The sequence below is a fragment of the Paenibacillus sp. 22594 genome (assembly GCF_052044425.1).
Lineage (GTDB): Bacteria > Bacillota > Bacilli > Paenibacillales > Paenibacillaceae > Paenibacillus_AQ.
Genome location: NZ_JBQENA010000004.1, coordinates 129,776 through 145,282, shown reverse-complemented (window position 1 = coordinate 145,282; position 15,507 = coordinate 129,776). Strand labels below are relative to the sequence as shown.

The window sequence follows — 15,507 nt, the reverse complement described above, 5'->3', positions numbered from 1 at the left end:
CACATACAAAACTCACTTCGTAAGCATAGGCCTAAGTTTTGTGAGCAATACTTCTTGGAGATGCCACATACAAAACTCACTTCGTAAGCATAGGCCTTAGTTTTGGGACCTTCTGCCTTAATTATATGCCGTTCCAGGCATGGCTTATGGCAGATACGAACGGAGCACAGTGGAGTGGCCTTCAATTCCGTAGGCACCCAGAGTGGACGGAAGGAGGTAGCATTCTCCCGCGGAATAAGGCTGGGAGCCGCCCTCCCAGGTCAGATGTCCGCTGCCTTCGCAGACCACGAGGATTGTGAAGCTGTCCGGAGTGGTAGAGAGGTTCCACTCTCCGTTAACGACACCTTTTTCTACAATAAAATAAGGGGAGGCGGCAATCTGCAGCCACTCTCCGGCTACAGCCCCATCGGTCTTCATGGAAGTGGCACCAGCGCCTTCATATGCGGTCACGTTAAGCGAATCCTCAATATGAAGCTCACGCGGCTTGCCGTCCAGACCCGGACGGTCGTAGTCGTAAATCCGGTATGTAGTGTCGGAGTTTTGTTGAATTTCCGCTACAACCACACCGGCGCACAATGCGTGAACGGTTCCTGCAGGGATGTAGAAAGCGTCCCCGGCCGAGACGGTGATTTCCTGCATGCTGTCCATCACTTTGCCGCTTTCCAGCGCCTCGCGCAGACTTTCGCGGGTTACCCCGTCTTTGAGGCCGTAGATGATTTTGGCGCCTGGTTTGGCATCCAGTACGTACCACATTTCTGTTTTACCCAATTCTCCCTTTGGCAATCCTTCATACTCATCCGTTGGATGCACCTGCACCGACAAATTGTCGTTACAGTCCAGGAGCTTGATCAGGAGCGGAAAACGTCCGCCTTCCTTCGGGCTGCCCTTGCTTCCGAACCATTCCTGACCGAATTGCTCGCGAATCTGATCCAGTCCTTGTCCGGCAAGCTCACCATTTAGCACAGATGAAGTGCCATTCGGATGGTCGGCAATCATCCAGCCTTCGCCAATGTGCCCTTCCGGCAGCTCGAGACCGAATTTCTCCAGCGCCCGGCCCCCCCACACACGTTCTTTGAACTCCGGTTGAAATTTTAAAGGATAAGGCTTAGTCATTTCTTCATCTTCCTTTCCAAGTTATAGAATAATGTCCTGCTTGGTTTACCTGGTTCGTGTGGATTCAAAAAACTCCAGCTTTTCTTCGTCTGGCCCGTCAAAAAAGAAATAGCGGCAGCCGTTCGCAAGTGTCGAAATGCCGGTCAGAGCGGGTATGCCGAGTCCGGTAATTCTACTGTGTTCTTGCTCAATATCATCCACCGTAAAGGCGACATGACTGACTCTGCCCTCCTGCGGGAGGCCTTCAAATGCCCGTTCAATCAATTCTATCTCCACACTGGACTGGCCAGGGAAGCTTAGAAAAGCAAGACGGACCTCGTCTCCCGGCTCTCCCAGAATGTTCTGAAGGGTTAAACCGATGACCTCCTGGTAAAATTGCAGTGAACGCTCCAGGTGATTCACTTTAATACCAATGTGCTCGACTTTGGTTACGGCCACTTACAGATCAGCTCCTTTTTTCTTCTCGACTGCCAGCGTGTAGGGGGCGGTTACCCGCTGCAGCTGGCGGTAGACAATTGCTTGTGCCTGCTGGGACGGAAGGGCCGCTGCCCAGGCTTCCACCGCGGCGGCTTCATGTTGGCCGCCTTCATGGCCTGGGTAGAGCACCGCTGTGATGATACCGCCCGGCCGCAGCAGCGCAAGGGCGGCATCCAGCGCGGCCAGCGTGCTCACAGGCTCGGTGATGATCGTCTTATCGGCATCGCCCGAGGGCAGATAGCCGAGATTGAACATCACCGCCGAGACCGTTCCGCGCCAGTCCGGCGGAACGGCTTCTACCATAGCTGCATGGCTGTGCAGCAGCAGCGTTACGGGAGACAGCGCCGCCTGCGCTTCCTCCCGGGCCAGCCGCAGGCGCTCTTCGGCAAGAGCCAGCGCCGCAGGCTGGATGTCGAAGCCGCACACCCCGCCACGCGGACCGGCCGTTTTGGCGAGGAACAGCGTGTCGGCACCCGTGCCGACGGTAGCATCAATGGCCCGGCCGCCTGGCTGCAGGCGTTCCTCGGTTAATTTATGAGCAAAGCTAAGGACCGACATAAAGCCCATTAGCTCTTCCTCCAGTATTTACCCTGCCAGGTATCGCGCGCACTCAATTCATCGTCAATCGCGTTCAACACTTCCCATTTCTTCAGGCTCCACATGGGTCCGACCAGCAGGTCGCGCGGAGCATCGCCGGTCAGCCGGTGCACAATCATCTCCGGCGGCAGGATTTCCAGAGAATCAGCGATTAGCTTCACATACTCGTCCTGCTCCAGAAAACGCAGCAGTCCGGCTTCATATTGCTTAACCATTGGCGTCTTGCGCATTAGATGCAGCAGATGGATCTTAATGCCCTGCACATCCATGTTCGCAACAGCTGACACCGTCTCCAGCATCATTTCATGGGTTTCCTGCGGAAGACCGTGAATAATGTGGGTACAGACGCGGATCCCATGACGGCGCAGCTTCTGGACAGCTTCGATATAACACTGGGTATCATGTGCCCTGTTAATTAACTCCGAGGTGGAATCATGAATGGTCTGCAGGCCCATTTCTACCCAGAGATAGGTGCGCTGGTTCAGCTCCGCCAGATATTCGACCACATCATCCGGAAGGCAGTCGGGACGCGTTGCGATGGAGAGGCCGACTACGCCGGGCTGCTGCAGAATCACTTCATAATATTCTCTAAGTTCCTCAACTGGAGCGTAGGTGTTCGTATAGGCCTGGAAGTAACCGATATACTGGGCATTCGGCCATTTCAAGTGCTGCCTGTCCCTTACATTATTGAACTGGGTGACCAGATCGTCGCGGCGGCTGCCGGCGAAATCCCCGGACCCTCTCGCGCTGCAGAAGGTGCAGCCTCCTTTGGCGATGGAACCGTCGCGGTTCGGGCAGGTAAACCCGGCATCGAGCATTACCTTGAATACCTTGGCGTCCAGTTGCTCGCGCATTTCGTAATTCCAGGTATGGAAACGTTTATCCCCCCACAATAGTGGTGAGGAGGTTTGTAGAAGGTTAGACATGGGGTACTCCTTTCTTTACAACATAAGGATTTATATATTTCACACCATCCATCATCCTTATATTCCTAGCTGAGATGGCACCGTTTCAATTTAACCTTTCTATTGTATCAAAAATCGGCGGTGAACGTAACATTCAGGCCTCTATAAATACAGCGGAAAATAGGCCGGGATAACAGCGCTTTCATCTTGATATTGCTTACACATTATGTTATATTTAGGGTGTAAAAACACCGCTGCAGCAACCATAATCTCTATTTCTTGAATTCATAATTTCGTGTCGCAAGGTCCATAATAAAACCAAGAGGTGATCACGATGAATTCTCAAACGGTTTATGCCGAAGGAAAAGGCTCCATTGACGTGCAGCTGACTCCCGACGAAGCGCTTGCGCTCACGGGTGTTGAATTTAATGGCAATCACAAGATCAAGACCGAAGCACAACGCAAGATCCGCAGTGCCTTTGAGAAGAGATTTGATTTTCAATCTCCTGCAAGGTAGACTATTAGCTGCATGAAAACTGGACCCCAATTCCAAATATATCAAAAAGGAATTCTCTGTCCGGCCGTATCCAGGCCAGCGGAGAGTTCCTTTTTGTTTGAAGCTTGAGGATGTTTGAGCTTCGCGTTGTTCACTATTCTCCGGTTTTTGCCTGCTTTCTTGTTAAAATCCCTTTACTTTTGCGGGTAAGTTCGGCACAATATTGCAAGTAACAGTGTTTGTATCAGAGAAAGCGGAGGAAAACTTATGCGTTTACGCGGAAGAAAAGGAATACGTGAAAGTCTGGAAGGACAGACCGATCTGGTCATCCTGGATCCACGCAGCCTGAAGGGGCGGTGGTCTGAACTGTTCGGCAACGATCATCCTATTCATGTAGAGTTTGGCATGGGCAAGGGACAGTTCATCAGCCAGATGAGCTTCAAATATCCGGATATAAATTTTATCGGCGTTGATATGTATGATGAGCTGATCCGCCGTGCGGCCGAGAAGGCCCGTGCGGTCTGGGAGCCGGCAGGGCAGGAGACACCACCTAACCTCAGAGTGGCGCTTGCCAATATTAACTATGCGGAGGAAGTGTTTGCCCCTGGAGAGCTCGAGCGCATCTATTTGAACTTTAGCGATCCGTGGCCCAAGGGCAAGCATGCGCGCCGCCGGCTGACCCATCCGCGTTTTCTCGACAAATACCGCGGTCTGCTCAGTCCGCTTGGCGAGATCCATCTGAAGACGGATTCGCGCAGCCTGTTTGAGTTCTCTCTGAATGCCTTTGCCGACTATGGTCTGCAGATGAAGAACATCTCTCTCGATCTGCATCCGGACGGAGTGATGAACGAAGAGCAGGTTATGACGGAGTACGAAACCAAATTTTTTGGCCGGGGTGTCAATATTCACCGCTGTGAGGCGATTGTCGGTGCAGAAGCACTGGAACGCTATCAAGCCTCGCGATTGGACAAATACCGCCTGTAATCGGATCTCAGCGGCGAAGAAGTTCGACTTCATGAGCCGGTGTGTACACAAAAAGGCGGTCCAGTAAACAAATACCTGGACCGCCCTTTTGTGCTTCATGAACGGTATGATTGCCATAGATTCGGGTTCTTGCCCTGGCTATTCCAGCATATCAATAATGCTCTGGGCGCTTTGCATGGGATGGAAGCGGTCGATCTCCTTGAGCAGGCTTTGACGCTTGGCTTGCACCTCGTCATAGCTGTACAGCAGCCGTTCCATCCATCCGTCGACCACCTGAAGTGAAGAAATGGGTTCGCCCAGACCAGCTGCCGTGAAATAACGGCAGTTTTCTTCTTCCTGCCCGGGGAGCGGATCATAAAACAGCATGGGAATTCCCTTGGCCAGACCCTCGCTGCAGGTCATTCCACCCGGCTTCGTAACCAGCAGATCGGAGATTTCCATCAGCTTGTCAATTTCACGTGTGAAGCCGATCAGCGAAACGTTGGGGTGACTGTACAGTGGATTCTCCCGCATCGCATGAAGCAGCTTCTCGTTTTTGCCCAGGCAAAAAATAATCTGCACTTTGTCCCGCCAGCCGGCTAAAGCTTCGTTAATGACCTCGTCGTTCATCATTCCCCAGCCGCCGCCCATAACCAGAACGGTTGGCATGTCCTGAAGAGTGAACTGCTTCAGAATATCCGCTCTGCCCGGATGCTCCCAGAAGCTTGGATGAACCGGCATGCCGGTCACTTGGATTTTGGCTGCAGTGACGCTTCGGCCGCGCAGCTTGGCTTTGACCTCTGGAGTAGAGACCAGATACCGGTCAACTTCAGGACTGATCCAAGTCGCATGGGCGTCGTAATCGGTTATGACGGTGATCAGGGGAGCCTTGAAGGCCGGATCGAGCCGCTTGAGGCGGGAAACGACGGCACTGGGAATGAAATGAGTACAGACGATAATGTCGGGCCTCAGCTGCTTCACAATATTTTGTGTATGTGTATAAAATATGCGGTGCAGGGCAAGTGTGGTAAGACGATTGAATGATTTCTGGTGACGGTACACATATCCCATCAGCCTGGGTTGGGAGATTACGGTCTTACGGTATGCCGACACAATCAGAGGCGCCATTTTGGGATTCAGAAAGCTTCCAAGCTCAAGCACCTTTGTTTGCAGATTAGGCGACAATTTGCGCAGGCTGCTTGACAGCGCGTAAGCTGCTTGCGTATGCCCTGCGCCAAAACCTTCAGACAGCAATAGTACTCTCTTTTTACGCAATGTATAATCCACCTGTTTTCGTGAATGGTATTCGCCGGTTTAAGATGATCTCGCACTTTAGAACCATAAGACAACTGTACCTGCAGCGACTCCAGAACCAATTACCGCACCTGCAAAGACGTCTGACGGATAGTGAAGTCCGAGATAAATTCGGGAAAATCCGACAATGCAGGCCAAAGGCAGCAGTATGGCGGTCAGGGCAGGAAAGGCCATCATATAAGGCACTGTAGAAGCGAAGATGGCAGTCGTATGGCCTGAAGGAAAAGAATGATCCTTAAGCGGATTGTGAAACGTATTGGTGCCCGGGAGCGCCAGATACGGCCGCATACGCGGATAGAGCTTCTTGGCCACAGCAACAGGCAGATGGCTGATAGCCAGGGCAGTCAGAGCCTTAAGCCCCGTAGTTCTCAAAGGCTCAGGGGACAGCGCCCAGATCAGCAGGTTAATGCCAATGGCGCTTGTGGCTCCACCCAGATGGGTCAAATAAAAAAGCCAGAAGTTCAGGAAAGGGTGATGCAATCGTCCGTTAATCCACTTGAACAGGCGCTGCTCCAAGAGATGCATTTTCATGAACAGATGTCTCATATCTTGTCCCTCCGATAGTCCGGCTGATAATCATAGTCGCAGCTGCAGCAATCCGGTCTATGCCATAAAGCTGTCTTTATCATACTTTTTTAAGGTAGTCCATTTCAAGGAAAAGCTCGGGTTCGCTCGGAAATTGCCAGTTTTGACTTCATCACCACTTACGCCTTACAATGATTCAAGCAGGCGGAACGCGTTTATAAGGTAACAGAGAAAAAGAGGAGCCGAAGACAGAGGCATCCGGACCTTATCTTTTAACGTGATACACATACAGGCAAGTCTGCCTTAGCAAAAAGGGAAGCACTTGGTCTTACTGTAAGGGATGCAACAAAAGGGTCAGCAAGAACGTTAGCAATGCCAGAGAGAGAAAAAAAAGAACATCAAGATTGAAAAGGGGGCATCAAAGGTCATGGCAGACGCACTGTTTGTTACGCTCCAAGTGATCTTGGCGGCTATTGCAGTCTATCAGTTTACGTTTTCGTTATTCGGACTGCACAAGAAAAGGAATAAGGCGAATTTCGCTCCGCAAAAATCATTTGCTGTACTGGTTGCCGCACATAACGAGGAAGAAGTCGTCGGCGCGCTGATGGAGAATTTGAAACAGCTTAATTATCCCCAGGAACTGTACGATGTATTTGTCATCTGCGACAACTGTACGGATGGTACAGCAAAGATTGTAAGGGAACACGGCATGAATGCCTGCGTCCGCACCAACAACAACCTGCGGGGCAAGGGCTATGCCATTGAATGGATGCTCAAGGAACTGTGGGCCATGCCGCGGCAATATGATGCGGTTGTAATGTTCGATGCCGACAACTTGGCTCACACAGAATTTCTGATGGAGATGAACAATGATCTCTGCACAGGCGCACGCGTTATTCAAGGCTACATCGATACGAAGAATCCGGAGGATTCCTGGATCACTGCCGCTTATGGTGTATCCTACTGGTATATCAACCGGCTCTGGCAGCTGTCGCGTCACAATCTCAACATGGCGAACTTCCTTGGTGGAACAGGTATGTGCTTCGAGACCAATCTGCTGAAGGAAATGGGCTGGGGAGCGACAAGCCTTGTAGAGGATTTGGAATTTACTATGCGGAGTGCCTCCAAGGGCGTCTATCCAAGATTTAATTACGACGCCAAGGTGTTCGACGAGAAGCCACTGACATTCAAAGCTTCCTCAAGACAGCGGCTGCGCTGGATGCAGGGTCACTTTACGGTGGCTCGCCGTTATTTCTTTCCTTTGCTGTGGCAAAGCATTAAAGAACGGAGTCTTACGAAATTTGACCTGGCTCTATACGGTGCCAATGTCTACATCGTACTGCTGACGTTCTTGATGACTGCTGTCATGTTTATCGACAATTCCATGTTTGGAGGCCCGCACATAGCCAACATCTATGGCAAGCTGCCATTGTGGCTCAGTTACTTTGCGGTTGGTGCCAATATTCTAACCTTCCTGCTCGCGATGGCGCTGGAGAAGGTCAAGTTCAAGAAGGTATATCTGTACTTGCTGGTCTTCCCGATCTACCTGATCTCATGGTACCCCATCACGTTCTATGCATTCTTTACGCAGAATAACAAGCAGTGGAGCCATACCAAGCATACGCGTGTCGTACGGCTTGAGGAAGTGCAGAGCAAGCAGGTTTCTTAACGAAGGTTGTTCCTGAAAAAAAGATATTGTAACTGTTGACACAATGTGCACAGTGTTGTATAGTATTCAAGTATGCAAAACATAGGGATTGCAAGCAGAAGCACCGGCTTCTCACCTGACTGGCTATAAGCCAGCTGGTTTTGATCTCAATGCTTTATGGATGTTATAATTCATGAACGTTGATCAAACGGGGTGTCGGGAGTTACCGGCACCCCTTTTTTATGGAGAACCGCAGAAGTGATTTTTCCAAGTAGATCCGGAGGTGGAGTATTATCAGTAAGGAACATATGATCAATGATGAAATTCGGGCCAAAGAGGTTCGGTTGGTTGGAGCGGAAGGCGAGCAAATCGGTATCAAACCGATCCGCGAAGCGTTGCAGATGGCGATTGATCTTAATCTGGATTTAGTCAACGTAGCACCGCAGGCGAAACCGCCAGTATGCCGCATCATGGATTACGGCAAGTTCCGTTATGAAACGCAGAAGAAAGAGAAGGAAGCACGCAAGAACCAGAAGATCGTGGACATCAAGGAAGTTTGGTTCCGTGCCAACATCGAGGAGCATGATTATCAGACTAAGTTCCGCAACGTTATCAAGTTTCTGGGTGAAGGCGACAAAGTGAAATGCTCCGTACGTTTCCGCGGACGTGAGATTACACACGCCAGCATCGGTCAGAAGATTTTGGAACGTGTAAAGAGCGAAGTTGAAGATATATCTGTTGTAGAACGCCAGCCTAAGCTGGAAGGCCGCAGCATGATTATGATCTTGGCTCCCAAAGCCCAATAAATTTGGAGTCACTTGCACAGCAATTTGGCGCCGCATAATATTCAAGGAGGAAACACCATGCCTAAAATGAAAACTCACAGCAGTCTGAAAGGCCGTTTCAAGATCACCGGAACTGGCAAAGTACTGCGTTACAAAGCTCACAAGAACCACTTGCTTTCCCACAAATCCAAACGCGCAAAACGCGTATTGAACGGCAATCCGGTTATGGCCCCTGGGGATGTAAGACGCTTGAAACAAGGACTCGCTAACTTGAAATAGTTTTATCACACATTTTTGGGAGGTTTATTAATATGGCAAGAGTTAAAGGCGGATTTGTAGTTCGTCGTAGACATAAAAAAGTATTGAAGCTGGCAAAAGGTTATTTCGGTTCCAAGCACCGCATTTTCAAAACTGCTAACGAGCAGGTAATGAAATCGATGGTTTACGCATACCGTGACCGTCGTCAGACGAAACGTAACTTCCGCAGACTGTGGATCGTGCGTATCAATGCAGCAGCCCGTTTGAACGGCCTGTCTTACAGCAAGCTTGTATTCGGCCTGAAATTGGCTGGAGTAGAAGTGAACCGCAAGATGCTGGCTGACCTGGCAGTAAACGACCTTAACGCATTCAACTCCCTGGCTGTAGTAGCCAAAGAGAAGATCAACGCGTAATTACTTAGAAGTAACCGAAAAGCACCGCCTGCGGGACATCCCGTGTGACGGTGCTTTTTTTTGGGCCTTGCAAAGGGTTTACAGTCACTAGAAGAAAGGGTCAAGACTTCAATGTGTGGTATTGGCTCAGAGATGGTTAGTCCCCTGCAATGCTCACTCCCAGTACTTGGTTGTGCTCAGCTGGGATGCCAGCAGTTTGCTGCTGGTTCTTCTGACCTTGCGCAGTTCGGAACGTTGATCTGCTGAGGCGCTGATGAGCTTTTCCTCATCGGTTTCGGCAATGATTGCGGGAACCAGTGCCGGCGTGCCGTCTTCATGGACGGCCACAAAGGTAAGGAAAGATGTAGCAGCAACAGCGCGTTCGCCGGTATACAGGTTCTCTGAAATGATTTTGACGAATACCTCTATACTGGTTCTGCCTGTCCATGAGACAAAGGACTCGAAGCATACTGAATCTGTGGGCCTAATAGGCAGGAGGAAGTCTACAGAGTCCGCAGAGGCGGTAACTACATTAGTGCGGCAGTGACGCATTGCAGAGATGGATGCGACTTCATCAATCGTGCTCATTAACTTGCCTCCGAACAGCGTCTTGTGATTGTTGACATCATTCGGGAATACACGGCCTGTTTTGAACACGCGGGATTCTCGGCAGTATTTGAAATCCGGTGCAGCTTGGGGTTGGTTTTGATCATCCATTTTTCAGTACTCCCTTTTTATACAATATGTAAACATTCATGATAATAGAAAACACATATCCGTGCAATAATATTTATAATGTGCTGAAGACAAACAAGCAATTCGAGTGTTTCTGACATGGTTTGAATGTTTTGTTGACACACAATGTAACAGTAAACGGTTTCTTGTGAAAAAATGCAAATTATTATTGACCTGAGGTCATTAATAGACTGGATTTTAGGGTTTTTACCAGTTATAATTTGATCTAATGGTATGTCCAAGAACACAGAAGACATCCAATTTCTTAAGGGGGATCACACTCAATGAAAAAGGTTTACCAACTATCTCTTGTTATGTTGCTTGCGTTCACTGTCATTCTGGCAGGCTGCGGAAAGAACAATAACAACTCCGGCAATGCAGCAAGCAACGCTGGAACTGCAACTAACGCACCAGCTGAAGCAACAGCAGCACCAACGGATGCTCCTAAAACTGACGTCAAAGTCGGTCTGGTTACTGACGTAGGTGGCGTAAACGACAAATCGTTTAACCAATCTGCTTGGGAAGCTCTGCAGGCTCTTGAAAAAGAATCCGGTATTGAAATCAAATATCTGCAAAGTAAATCCAATGCAGACTACGAGCCAAACCTCAACCAGTTTGTTAAAGGCGGCTACAACCTGACTTGGGGTATTGGTTTTGACCTGGGCGATGCTGTTAAGAAAGTTGCAACCGAGAATCCGAATGCAAATCTTGCGATCATCGACAGTGTGGTAGATGCTCCTAACGTAGAATCCGTTACTTTCTCCGAAAATGAAGGTTCCTTCCTGGTTGGTGTAGTTGCAGGTCTGACTACAAAAACCAACAAAGTAGGTTTCATCGGCGGTATGGAAAGCCCAGTAATCAAACGCTTTGAAGTAGGTTTCGTTGCTGGTGTAAAAGCTGTTAACCCTAATGCAACAGTAAAAGTTACTTATGCAGGTGCTTATGACAAGCCGGATGTTGGTAAATCTTTGGCTGCTACCCTGTACAATGACGGCAATGACATCATCTTCCCTGCTGCCGGCGCAACTGGCAACGGCGTATTCAACGAAGCTAAATCCCGTAACAAAGCAGGCGGTGCTAAAGTATGGGTAATCGGCGTAGATAAAGACCAATCCCTGGAATTTGGTGATGATGTAACTCTGACTTCCATGATCAAACGTGTTGACGAAGCGGTTAAGAAAGTTTCCCAGCAGGTTGTTGACGGAACATTCAAAGGCGGCACTACAACTGTACTGGGTCTGAAAGACAACGGTGTAGGCCTTCCTGAAACTTCCAAGGCTAACGTATCGGCTGAAATTCTTGCCAAAGTTGATGAATACAGCAAACAAATCATTGATGGAACAATCAAAGTTCCTACCGAGTAAGACTGACTTGATGTTTCTTGCCTTACAATAATGAACAAGGAACAAGGCCGGTTATTGAGCTGGCCTTGTTCCTTGTTAGTGGAATGTAACATGCAATAACTTAGACAGAGCTGTACCGTCCTTCATAGGACGGTACAGCCGTGTCTACAAGGAAATATATATATTCTGTGATGAGGGTGATTCCATGAGTGCTGCGGCTCCTGTCGTAGAGTTGAAGCAAATCACAAAACGCTTTCCCGGTATCGTTGCGAACGACTCCATCAGTCTTACGCTCGAAAAAGGAGAAATTCATGCACTGCTAGGTGAAAACGGAGCAGGCAAATCCACCTTGATGAACATTGTCTTCGGATTGTATCAACCCGATGAAGGCAGCATCGAAATCGACGGGAATCCGGTTATTATCGATAACCCCAATAAAGCGATTGAGCTTGGCATTGGAATGGTTCACCAGCATTTCAAGCTTGTAGAGCCTTTTACGGTAACTGAGAACATTGTTCTTGGTATGGAACCGAAAAAAGGTCTTAAAATCGACTATAAATCCGCTGCGGAGCAGGTTCGCAAGCTATCGGAGCAGTACGGTCTTCAAGTCAATCCCAATGCCAAGATTTACGACATTTCGGTTGGTATGCAGCAAAGGGTAGAAATTATGAAGACCCTGTACCGTGGTGCGGATATACTTATATTCGACGAGCCTACCGCTGTGCTTACGCCACAGGAAATTACCGAACTGATGGCGATTATGAAGCGGCTCGTTGCAGAAGGCAAATCCATCATTTTGATTACACATAAGCTTAAGGAAATCATGCAAATTTCTGACCGGGTTACCATCATCCGCCGGGGGAAAGTCATTGATACCGTGAAGACTGCTGATACGAATCCGAATGAGCTGGCTGAAAAAATGGTAGGACGCGGTGTAACCTTCAAGGTAGACAAGCAGCCTCCGCATATTGGCGGAAGTGTACTCAAGCTGACGAATGTCAGCAGCAAGAGTAAAGATGGCGTATCGGTACTGGACGGCCTCAGTTTTGAAGTGAAGGCTGGCGAAATCCTCGGTATTGCAGGAGTGGACGGTAACGGACAAAGTGAGCTGATCCAGGCCATAACAGGCCTGCGTAAGATTGACTCCGGTTCTATTACCGTATCCGGCAAGGAGATTGCCAATCTGAGTCCACGCAAAATTTCTGAAATGAATGTTTCCCATATTCCGGAGGACCGTCATAAGCATGGGCTAGTGCTGGACTTTACAGTCAGCGAGAATATGGTGCTGGAGACGTACTATAAGAGCCCGTATAATCAGAATGGATTCTTGAACAAAGAAGTCATCGATAAGCATGCCGAGGATCTGGTCAAGCAGTTTGACGTGCGAACCCCTTCTATTGAAAACAAGGCTCGCTCTTTGTCAGGCGGTAATCAACAGAAAGCGATTATTGCGCGGGAAATAGACAAAAATCCGACACTGCTGATTGCGGCCCAGCCTACTCGCGGCCTCGATGTCGGTGCGATCGAATTTGTGCAGAAGCAACTGATTGCTCAGCGCGACCAAGGCAAAGCAGTACTGCTGATCTCTTTTGAACTCGATGAAATTATGAATGTGTCCGACAGAATTGCCGTAATCTATGAAGGCCAGATTGTCGGTGAAGTATTCCCGCAGGATACCAATGATCAGGAACTGGGTCTGATGATGGCGGGAAGCTTGAAGCGGGGAGGCCATGCGGATGTATAGACTCAAAAAAATATTTGCGACAGACAACTACATCGTTCCATTGGTCGCAATCGTGATGGGCTTCCTGGTAGGTGCTGTAGTTATGCTGATCGGCGGATACGACCCTATAGCCGCATACTCAGCGCTGTTCAAACGCGTATTTGGCAGTCCTTATGACTTTGGTGAGGCCATCCGCGAGATGACACCACTGATGTTCACAGGACTTGCAGTAGCCTTCGCCTTCCGTTCGGGGATGTTCAATATCGGTGCGGACGGACAAGTGCTTATTGGAATGACAGCAGCTTCTGTTGTTGGCATTAAGCTGGCCGGAACCTTGCCGAATTTCTTGCTGGTTCCGCTAGCAGTTATCATTGCTGGAGTCTGTGGCGGTCTTTGGGCAGGCATTGCAGGATATCTCAAGGCAAAACGCGGAATCAACGAAGTTATTACAACTATTATGTTGAACTGGATTGCACTGTTCCTGTCCAACTATATTGTCAGAACGTTCTTGCTGCTTCAGGGGCAGAACCGTTCTGAGGATATTTCGGCCTCGCTGTCCATGACATTTTTAAACTCAATGTTTGATAATGCACGGATTCACTGGGGGACTGCAATCGCACTAGCAGCAGCAGTGTTCTTCTATGTCTATCTGTGGAAAACCAAACAGGGATACGAAATGCGTGCCGTAGGCTTGAACCCGCATGCTGCAGAATACGCAGGTATGAATGTTGGCCGCAATGTCATCAAAGCCATGTTCATCAGCGGTGTTTTTGCCGGACTGGCAGGTGCAGGAGAAGTGCTTGGTGTATTCCATTACCAATCTGTATTTGCGGCTTCTCCAGGTTATGGTTTTGACGGGATTGCCGTTGCGCTGCTTGGTCTGACCCATCCACTTGGAGTGATTTTGGCTGCTATTCTTTATGGTAGTTTGACTTATGGATCTGCAGGTATGAGCTTTGGAGCGGATGTTCCTCCTGAACTCATCCGAATCGTAATCGGTTCAATTATTTTCTTCATTGCGGCACAAGGAATTGTGCGCTGGGTGCTTAAACCGTTCTACTTCAAGCGCAAGAAAGAGAAGGTGTTATAGATGGAAGTATTAGGCCAATTGCTCAATACAACGCTCGTTTTTTCCACAGCGCTGATTTTTGCCGCCCTCGGTGGCATCTTCTCTGAACGCTCCGGTGTCGTGAACATTGGACTTGAAGGCTTGATGATGTTTGGTGCCTTTGCTGCAGCTGTAGGCGGATATTATGCACAGGATGCAGGTATGGGTGAATGGGCTCCATGGGTCGGTGTAATCTGCGCTATGGTGGTCGGGGTGCTTGGTTCACTTATTCATGCAGTAGCATCGATTACGTTCAAGGCAGATCAGACCATCAGTGGTACAGTCATAAACTTTCTGGCTGCCGGGAGTACGCTTTATGTAGTTAAACTGATTTTTGACGGAGCTGGCGAAACACCGCTGCTGGACGGATTTAGTAAAGTGGCTATCCCTGGGCTCTCCAAGATTCCGATTATCGGCGAGGGGATTTTTAATTCCTATCCGACGACTTATCTTGCGATTATCCTGGTTATTGTCATTTATTTTGTACTCTTCAAGACTCCATTTGGTCTCCGCCTGCGTGCAGTCGGTGAACATCCAAGTGCGGCGGATACGCTTGGTGTCAACGTAAACCGCATGAGATATATCGGCGTAATGCTGAGTGGGCTCTTGGCAGGGATTGGCGGAGCCACCATCACACTTACGACAACAGGCACCTTTGCGCACAACACGGTTTCCGGTCAGGGCTTTATCGCTATCGCGGCGATGATCTTCGGGAAGTGGAACCCGCTTGGCGCGTTCGGCGCTGCCGTATTCTTCGGGTTATCTCAAGCGATCCGCAACTATGTGCAATTGTTCGAGTGGTCCAAGGACATCCCGCAGGAATTTATCTTCATGATTCCTTATGTGTTAACGATTATTGTTCTAGTCAGTGCGGTTGGCCGTTCTTCGGCCCCCAAGGCATTGGGTGAACCATACGACCCGAGCAAACGTTAATCTTAATGTAGTACTTGCTGCATAGATCAAAAAAACGCATTTCCGGTATGATCCGGAAATGCGTTTTTTTTGTTGAAATTCCACGTAAAGTCGACAGGGACAGGTGTACAGGCGAAGTACGCTAGGCTCGAATAGACTGTTGTGAAGAAAGCGAGTTTTGTACGGAGCCAATCAGGAAGCCTATACTTACAA

The 15,507-nt window shown here is 49.2% G+C and carries 17 protein-coding genes; 10 read left to right on the top strand and 7 right to left on the bottom strand.

Annotation, left to right across the window (positions count from 1 at the left end; translation table 11 throughout):
* Nucleotides 1-144: 144 nt before the first annotated feature.
* From ACTJKB_RS14710 to ACTJKB_RS14695, 4 genes are read right to left on the bottom strand one after another with little or no spacing between them, the layout of a single operon-like run.
* Entirely contained in the window at nt 145-1,113 is a 969-nt protein-coding gene (locus ACTJKB_RS14710) for a type I phosphomannose isomerase catalytic subunit (protein WP_074108370.1), read from the bottom strand.
* A 45-nt stretch (nt 1,114-1,158) separates the two neighbouring features.
* Complete coding sequence (locus tag ACTJKB_RS14705) at nt 1,159-1,551, bottom strand: VOC family protein (RefSeq protein WP_440834921.1); 393 nt, start codon at nt 1,549-1,551, stop codon at nt 1,159-1,161.
* Nucleotides 1,552-2,157, bottom strand: coding sequence for a class I SAM-dependent methyltransferase (locus ACTJKB_RS14700; RefSeq protein WP_440834919.1), 606 nt, complete (start codon nt 2,155-2,157; stop codon nt 1,552-1,554). It lies immediately after the preceding gene.
* A complete protein-coding gene (locus ACTJKB_RS14695) occupies nt 2,157-3,113 on the bottom strand; it encodes a TIGR01212 family radical SAM protein (protein ID WP_440834917.1) in 957 nt (318 codons plus the stop codon). The genes ACTJKB_RS14700 and ACTJKB_RS14695 overlap by 1 nt, the downstream gene beginning before the upstream one ends.
* Before the next feature lie 313 nt (nt 3,114-3,426).
* Here ACTJKB_RS14695 and ACTJKB_RS14690 point away from each other — a divergent pair, with 313 nt between their 5' ends.
* Nucleotides 3,427-3,609: a hypothetical protein gene (locus ACTJKB_RS14690; RefSeq protein WP_440834915.1), complete on the top strand. Its 183-nt coding sequence runs from the start codon at nt 3,427-3,429 to the stop codon at nt 3,607-3,609.
* Between the two features lie 246 nt (nt 3,610-3,855).
* Nucleotides 3,856-4,572, top strand: coding sequence for a tRNA (guanosine(46)-N7)-methyltransferase TrmB (trmB, locus tag ACTJKB_RS14685; RefSeq protein ID WP_074085858.1), 717 nt, complete (start codon nt 3,856-3,858; stop codon nt 4,570-4,572).
* A 138-nt stretch (nt 4,573-4,710) separates the two neighbouring features.
* Here trmB and ACTJKB_RS14680 read toward each other — a convergent pair whose 3' ends face one another.
* Nucleotides 4,711-5,826 (bottom strand): MGDG synthase family glycosyltransferase, encoded by a 1,116-nt coding sequence (locus ACTJKB_RS14680; protein ID WP_440834914.1) that lies wholly within the window; start codon nt 5,824-5,826, stop codon nt 4,711-4,713.
* A 57-nt stretch (nt 5,827-5,883) separates the two neighbouring features.
* Entirely contained in the window at nt 5,884-6,411 is a 528-nt protein-coding gene (locus ACTJKB_RS14675) for a phosphatase PAP2 family protein (protein WP_440834913.1), read from the bottom strand.
* A 406-nt stretch (nt 6,412-6,817) separates the two neighbouring features.
* On the opposite strand from ACTJKB_RS14675, the gene ACTJKB_RS14670 reads away from it, so the two are divergent.
* From ACTJKB_RS14670 to rplT, 4 genes are all read left to right on the top strand, one after another.
* Nucleotides 6,818-8,059 (top strand): glycosyltransferase family 2 protein, encoded by a 1,242-nt coding sequence (locus tag ACTJKB_RS14670; protein ID WP_440834912.1) that lies wholly within the window; start codon nt 6,818-6,820, stop codon nt 8,057-8,059.
* Nucleotides 8,060-8,346: 287 nt separating this feature from the next.
* On the top strand, nt 8,347-8,844 hold the full coding sequence (gene infC / locus ACTJKB_RS14665) for a translation initiation factor IF-3 (protein ID WP_020427376.1): 498 nt from the start codon (nt 8,347-8,349) through the stop codon (nt 8,842-8,844).
* Nucleotides 8,845-8,901: 57 nt separating this feature from the next.
* Nucleotides 8,902-9,102 carry a 50S ribosomal protein L35 gene (gene rpmI / locus ACTJKB_RS14660; protein ID WP_036696104.1) on the top strand — a complete coding sequence of 67 codons (201 nt, stop codon included), beginning with the start codon at nt 8,902-8,904 and terminating at the stop codon, nt 9,100-9,102.
* A 32-nt stretch (nt 9,103-9,134) separates the two neighbouring features.
* Nucleotides 9,135-9,494 (top strand): 50S ribosomal protein L20, encoded by a 360-nt coding sequence (gene rplT / locus ACTJKB_RS14655; protein WP_038587257.1) that lies wholly within the window; start codon nt 9,135-9,137, stop codon nt 9,492-9,494.
* A gap of 153 nt (nt 9,495-9,647) precedes the next feature.
* Here rplT and ACTJKB_RS14650 read toward each other — a convergent pair whose 3' ends face one another.
* Nucleotides 9,648-10,190, bottom strand: a complete 543-nt coding sequence (locus tag ACTJKB_RS14650) for an acyl-CoA thioesterase (protein WP_074112352.1) — start codon at nt 10,188-10,190, stop codon at nt 9,648-9,650.
* 302 nt (nt 10,191-10,492) lie between these two features.
* Between ACTJKB_RS14650 and ACTJKB_RS14645 the strand changes: the two genes are divergently transcribed.
* The 4 genes from ACTJKB_RS14645 (at nt 10,493) to ACTJKB_RS14630 (ending at nt 15,315) form a co-directional block, all read left to right on the top strand.
* The gene (locus tag ACTJKB_RS14645) at nt 10,493-11,572 is read left to right on the top strand and encodes a BMP family lipoprotein (protein ID WP_440834910.1); all 1,080 of its coding nucleotides are present in this window, start codon (nt 10,493-10,495) and stop codon (nt 11,570-11,572) included.
* A 184-nt stretch (nt 11,573-11,756) separates the two neighbouring features.
* Nucleotides 11,757-13,295: an ABC transporter ATP-binding protein gene (locus ACTJKB_RS14640; RefSeq protein WP_440834909.1), complete on the top strand. Its 1,539-nt coding sequence runs from the start codon at nt 11,757-11,759 to the stop codon at nt 13,293-13,295.
* Nucleotides 13,288-14,364 carry an ABC transporter permease gene (locus ACTJKB_RS14635; protein WP_440834908.1) on the top strand — a complete coding sequence of 359 codons (1,077 nt, stop codon included), beginning with the start codon at nt 13,288-13,290 and terminating at the stop codon, nt 14,362-14,364. Before ACTJKB_RS14640 ends, ACTJKB_RS14635 begins: the two co-directional genes overlap by 8 nt.
* Nucleotides 14,365-15,315 (top strand): ABC transporter permease, encoded by a 951-nt coding sequence (locus ACTJKB_RS14630; RefSeq protein WP_440834907.1) that lies wholly within the window; start codon nt 14,365-14,367, stop codon nt 15,313-15,315. It begins immediately after the preceding gene.
* The last annotated feature ends 192 nt before the right edge of the window (nt 15,316-15,507 follow it).

What these genes read in the sequence shown, in the direction of transcription:
- ACTJKB_RS14710 (WP_074108370.1), bottom strand. Translation starts at nt 1,113, where the DNA reads ATGACTAAGCCTTATCCTTTAAAATTTCAACCGGAGTTCAAAGAACGT.
- ACTJKB_RS14700 (WP_440834919.1), bottom strand. Translation starts at nt 2,157, where the DNA reads ATGGGCTTTATGTCGGTCCTTAGCTTTGCTCATAAATTAACCGAGGAA.
- ACTJKB_RS14695 (WP_440834917.1), bottom strand. Translation starts at nt 3,113, where the DNA reads ATGTCTAACCTTCTACAAACCTCCTCACCACTATTGTGGGGGGATAAA.
- ACTJKB_RS14690 (WP_440834915.1), top strand. Translation starts at nt 3,427, where the DNA reads ATGAATTCTCAAACGGTTTATGCCGAAGGAAAAGGCTCCATTGACGTG.
- trmB (WP_074085858.1), top strand. Translation starts at nt 3,856, where the DNA reads ATGCGTTTACGCGGAAGAAAAGGAATACGTGAAAGTCTGGAAGGACAG.
- ACTJKB_RS14675 (WP_440834913.1), bottom strand. Translation starts at nt 6,411, where the DNA reads ATGAGACATCTGTTCATGAAAATGCATCTCTTGGAGCAGCGCCTGTTC.
- ACTJKB_RS14670 (WP_440834912.1), top strand. Translation starts at nt 6,818, where the DNA reads ATGGCAGACGCACTGTTTGTTACGCTCCAAGTGATCTTGGCGGCTATT.
- infC (WP_020427376.1), top strand. Translation starts at nt 8,347, where the DNA reads ATGATCAATGATGAAATTCGGGCCAAAGAGGTTCGGTTGGTTGGAGCG.
- rpmI (WP_036696104.1), top strand. Translation starts at nt 8,902, where the DNA reads ATGCCTAAAATGAAAACTCACAGCAGTCTGAAAGGCCGTTTCAAGATC.
- rplT (WP_038587257.1), top strand. Translation starts at nt 9,135, where the DNA reads ATGGCAAGAGTTAAAGGCGGATTTGTAGTTCGTCGTAGACATAAAAAA.
- ACTJKB_RS14650 (WP_074112352.1), bottom strand. Translation starts at nt 10,190, where the DNA reads ATGGATGATCAAAACCAACCCCAAGCTGCACCGGATTTCAAATACTGC.
- ACTJKB_RS14645 (WP_440834910.1), top strand. Translation starts at nt 10,493, where the DNA reads ATGAAAAAGGTTTACCAACTATCTCTTGTTATGTTGCTTGCGTTCACT.
- ACTJKB_RS14640 (WP_440834909.1), top strand. Translation starts at nt 11,757, where the DNA reads ATGAGTGCTGCGGCTCCTGTCGTAGAGTTGAAGCAAATCACAAAACGC.
- ACTJKB_RS14635 (WP_440834908.1), top strand. Translation starts at nt 13,288, where the DNA reads ATGTATAGACTCAAAAAAATATTTGCGACAGACAACTACATCGTTCCA.
- ACTJKB_RS14630 (WP_440834907.1), top strand. Translation starts at nt 14,365, where the DNA reads ATGGAAGTATTAGGCCAATTGCTCAATACAACGCTCGTTTTTTCCACA.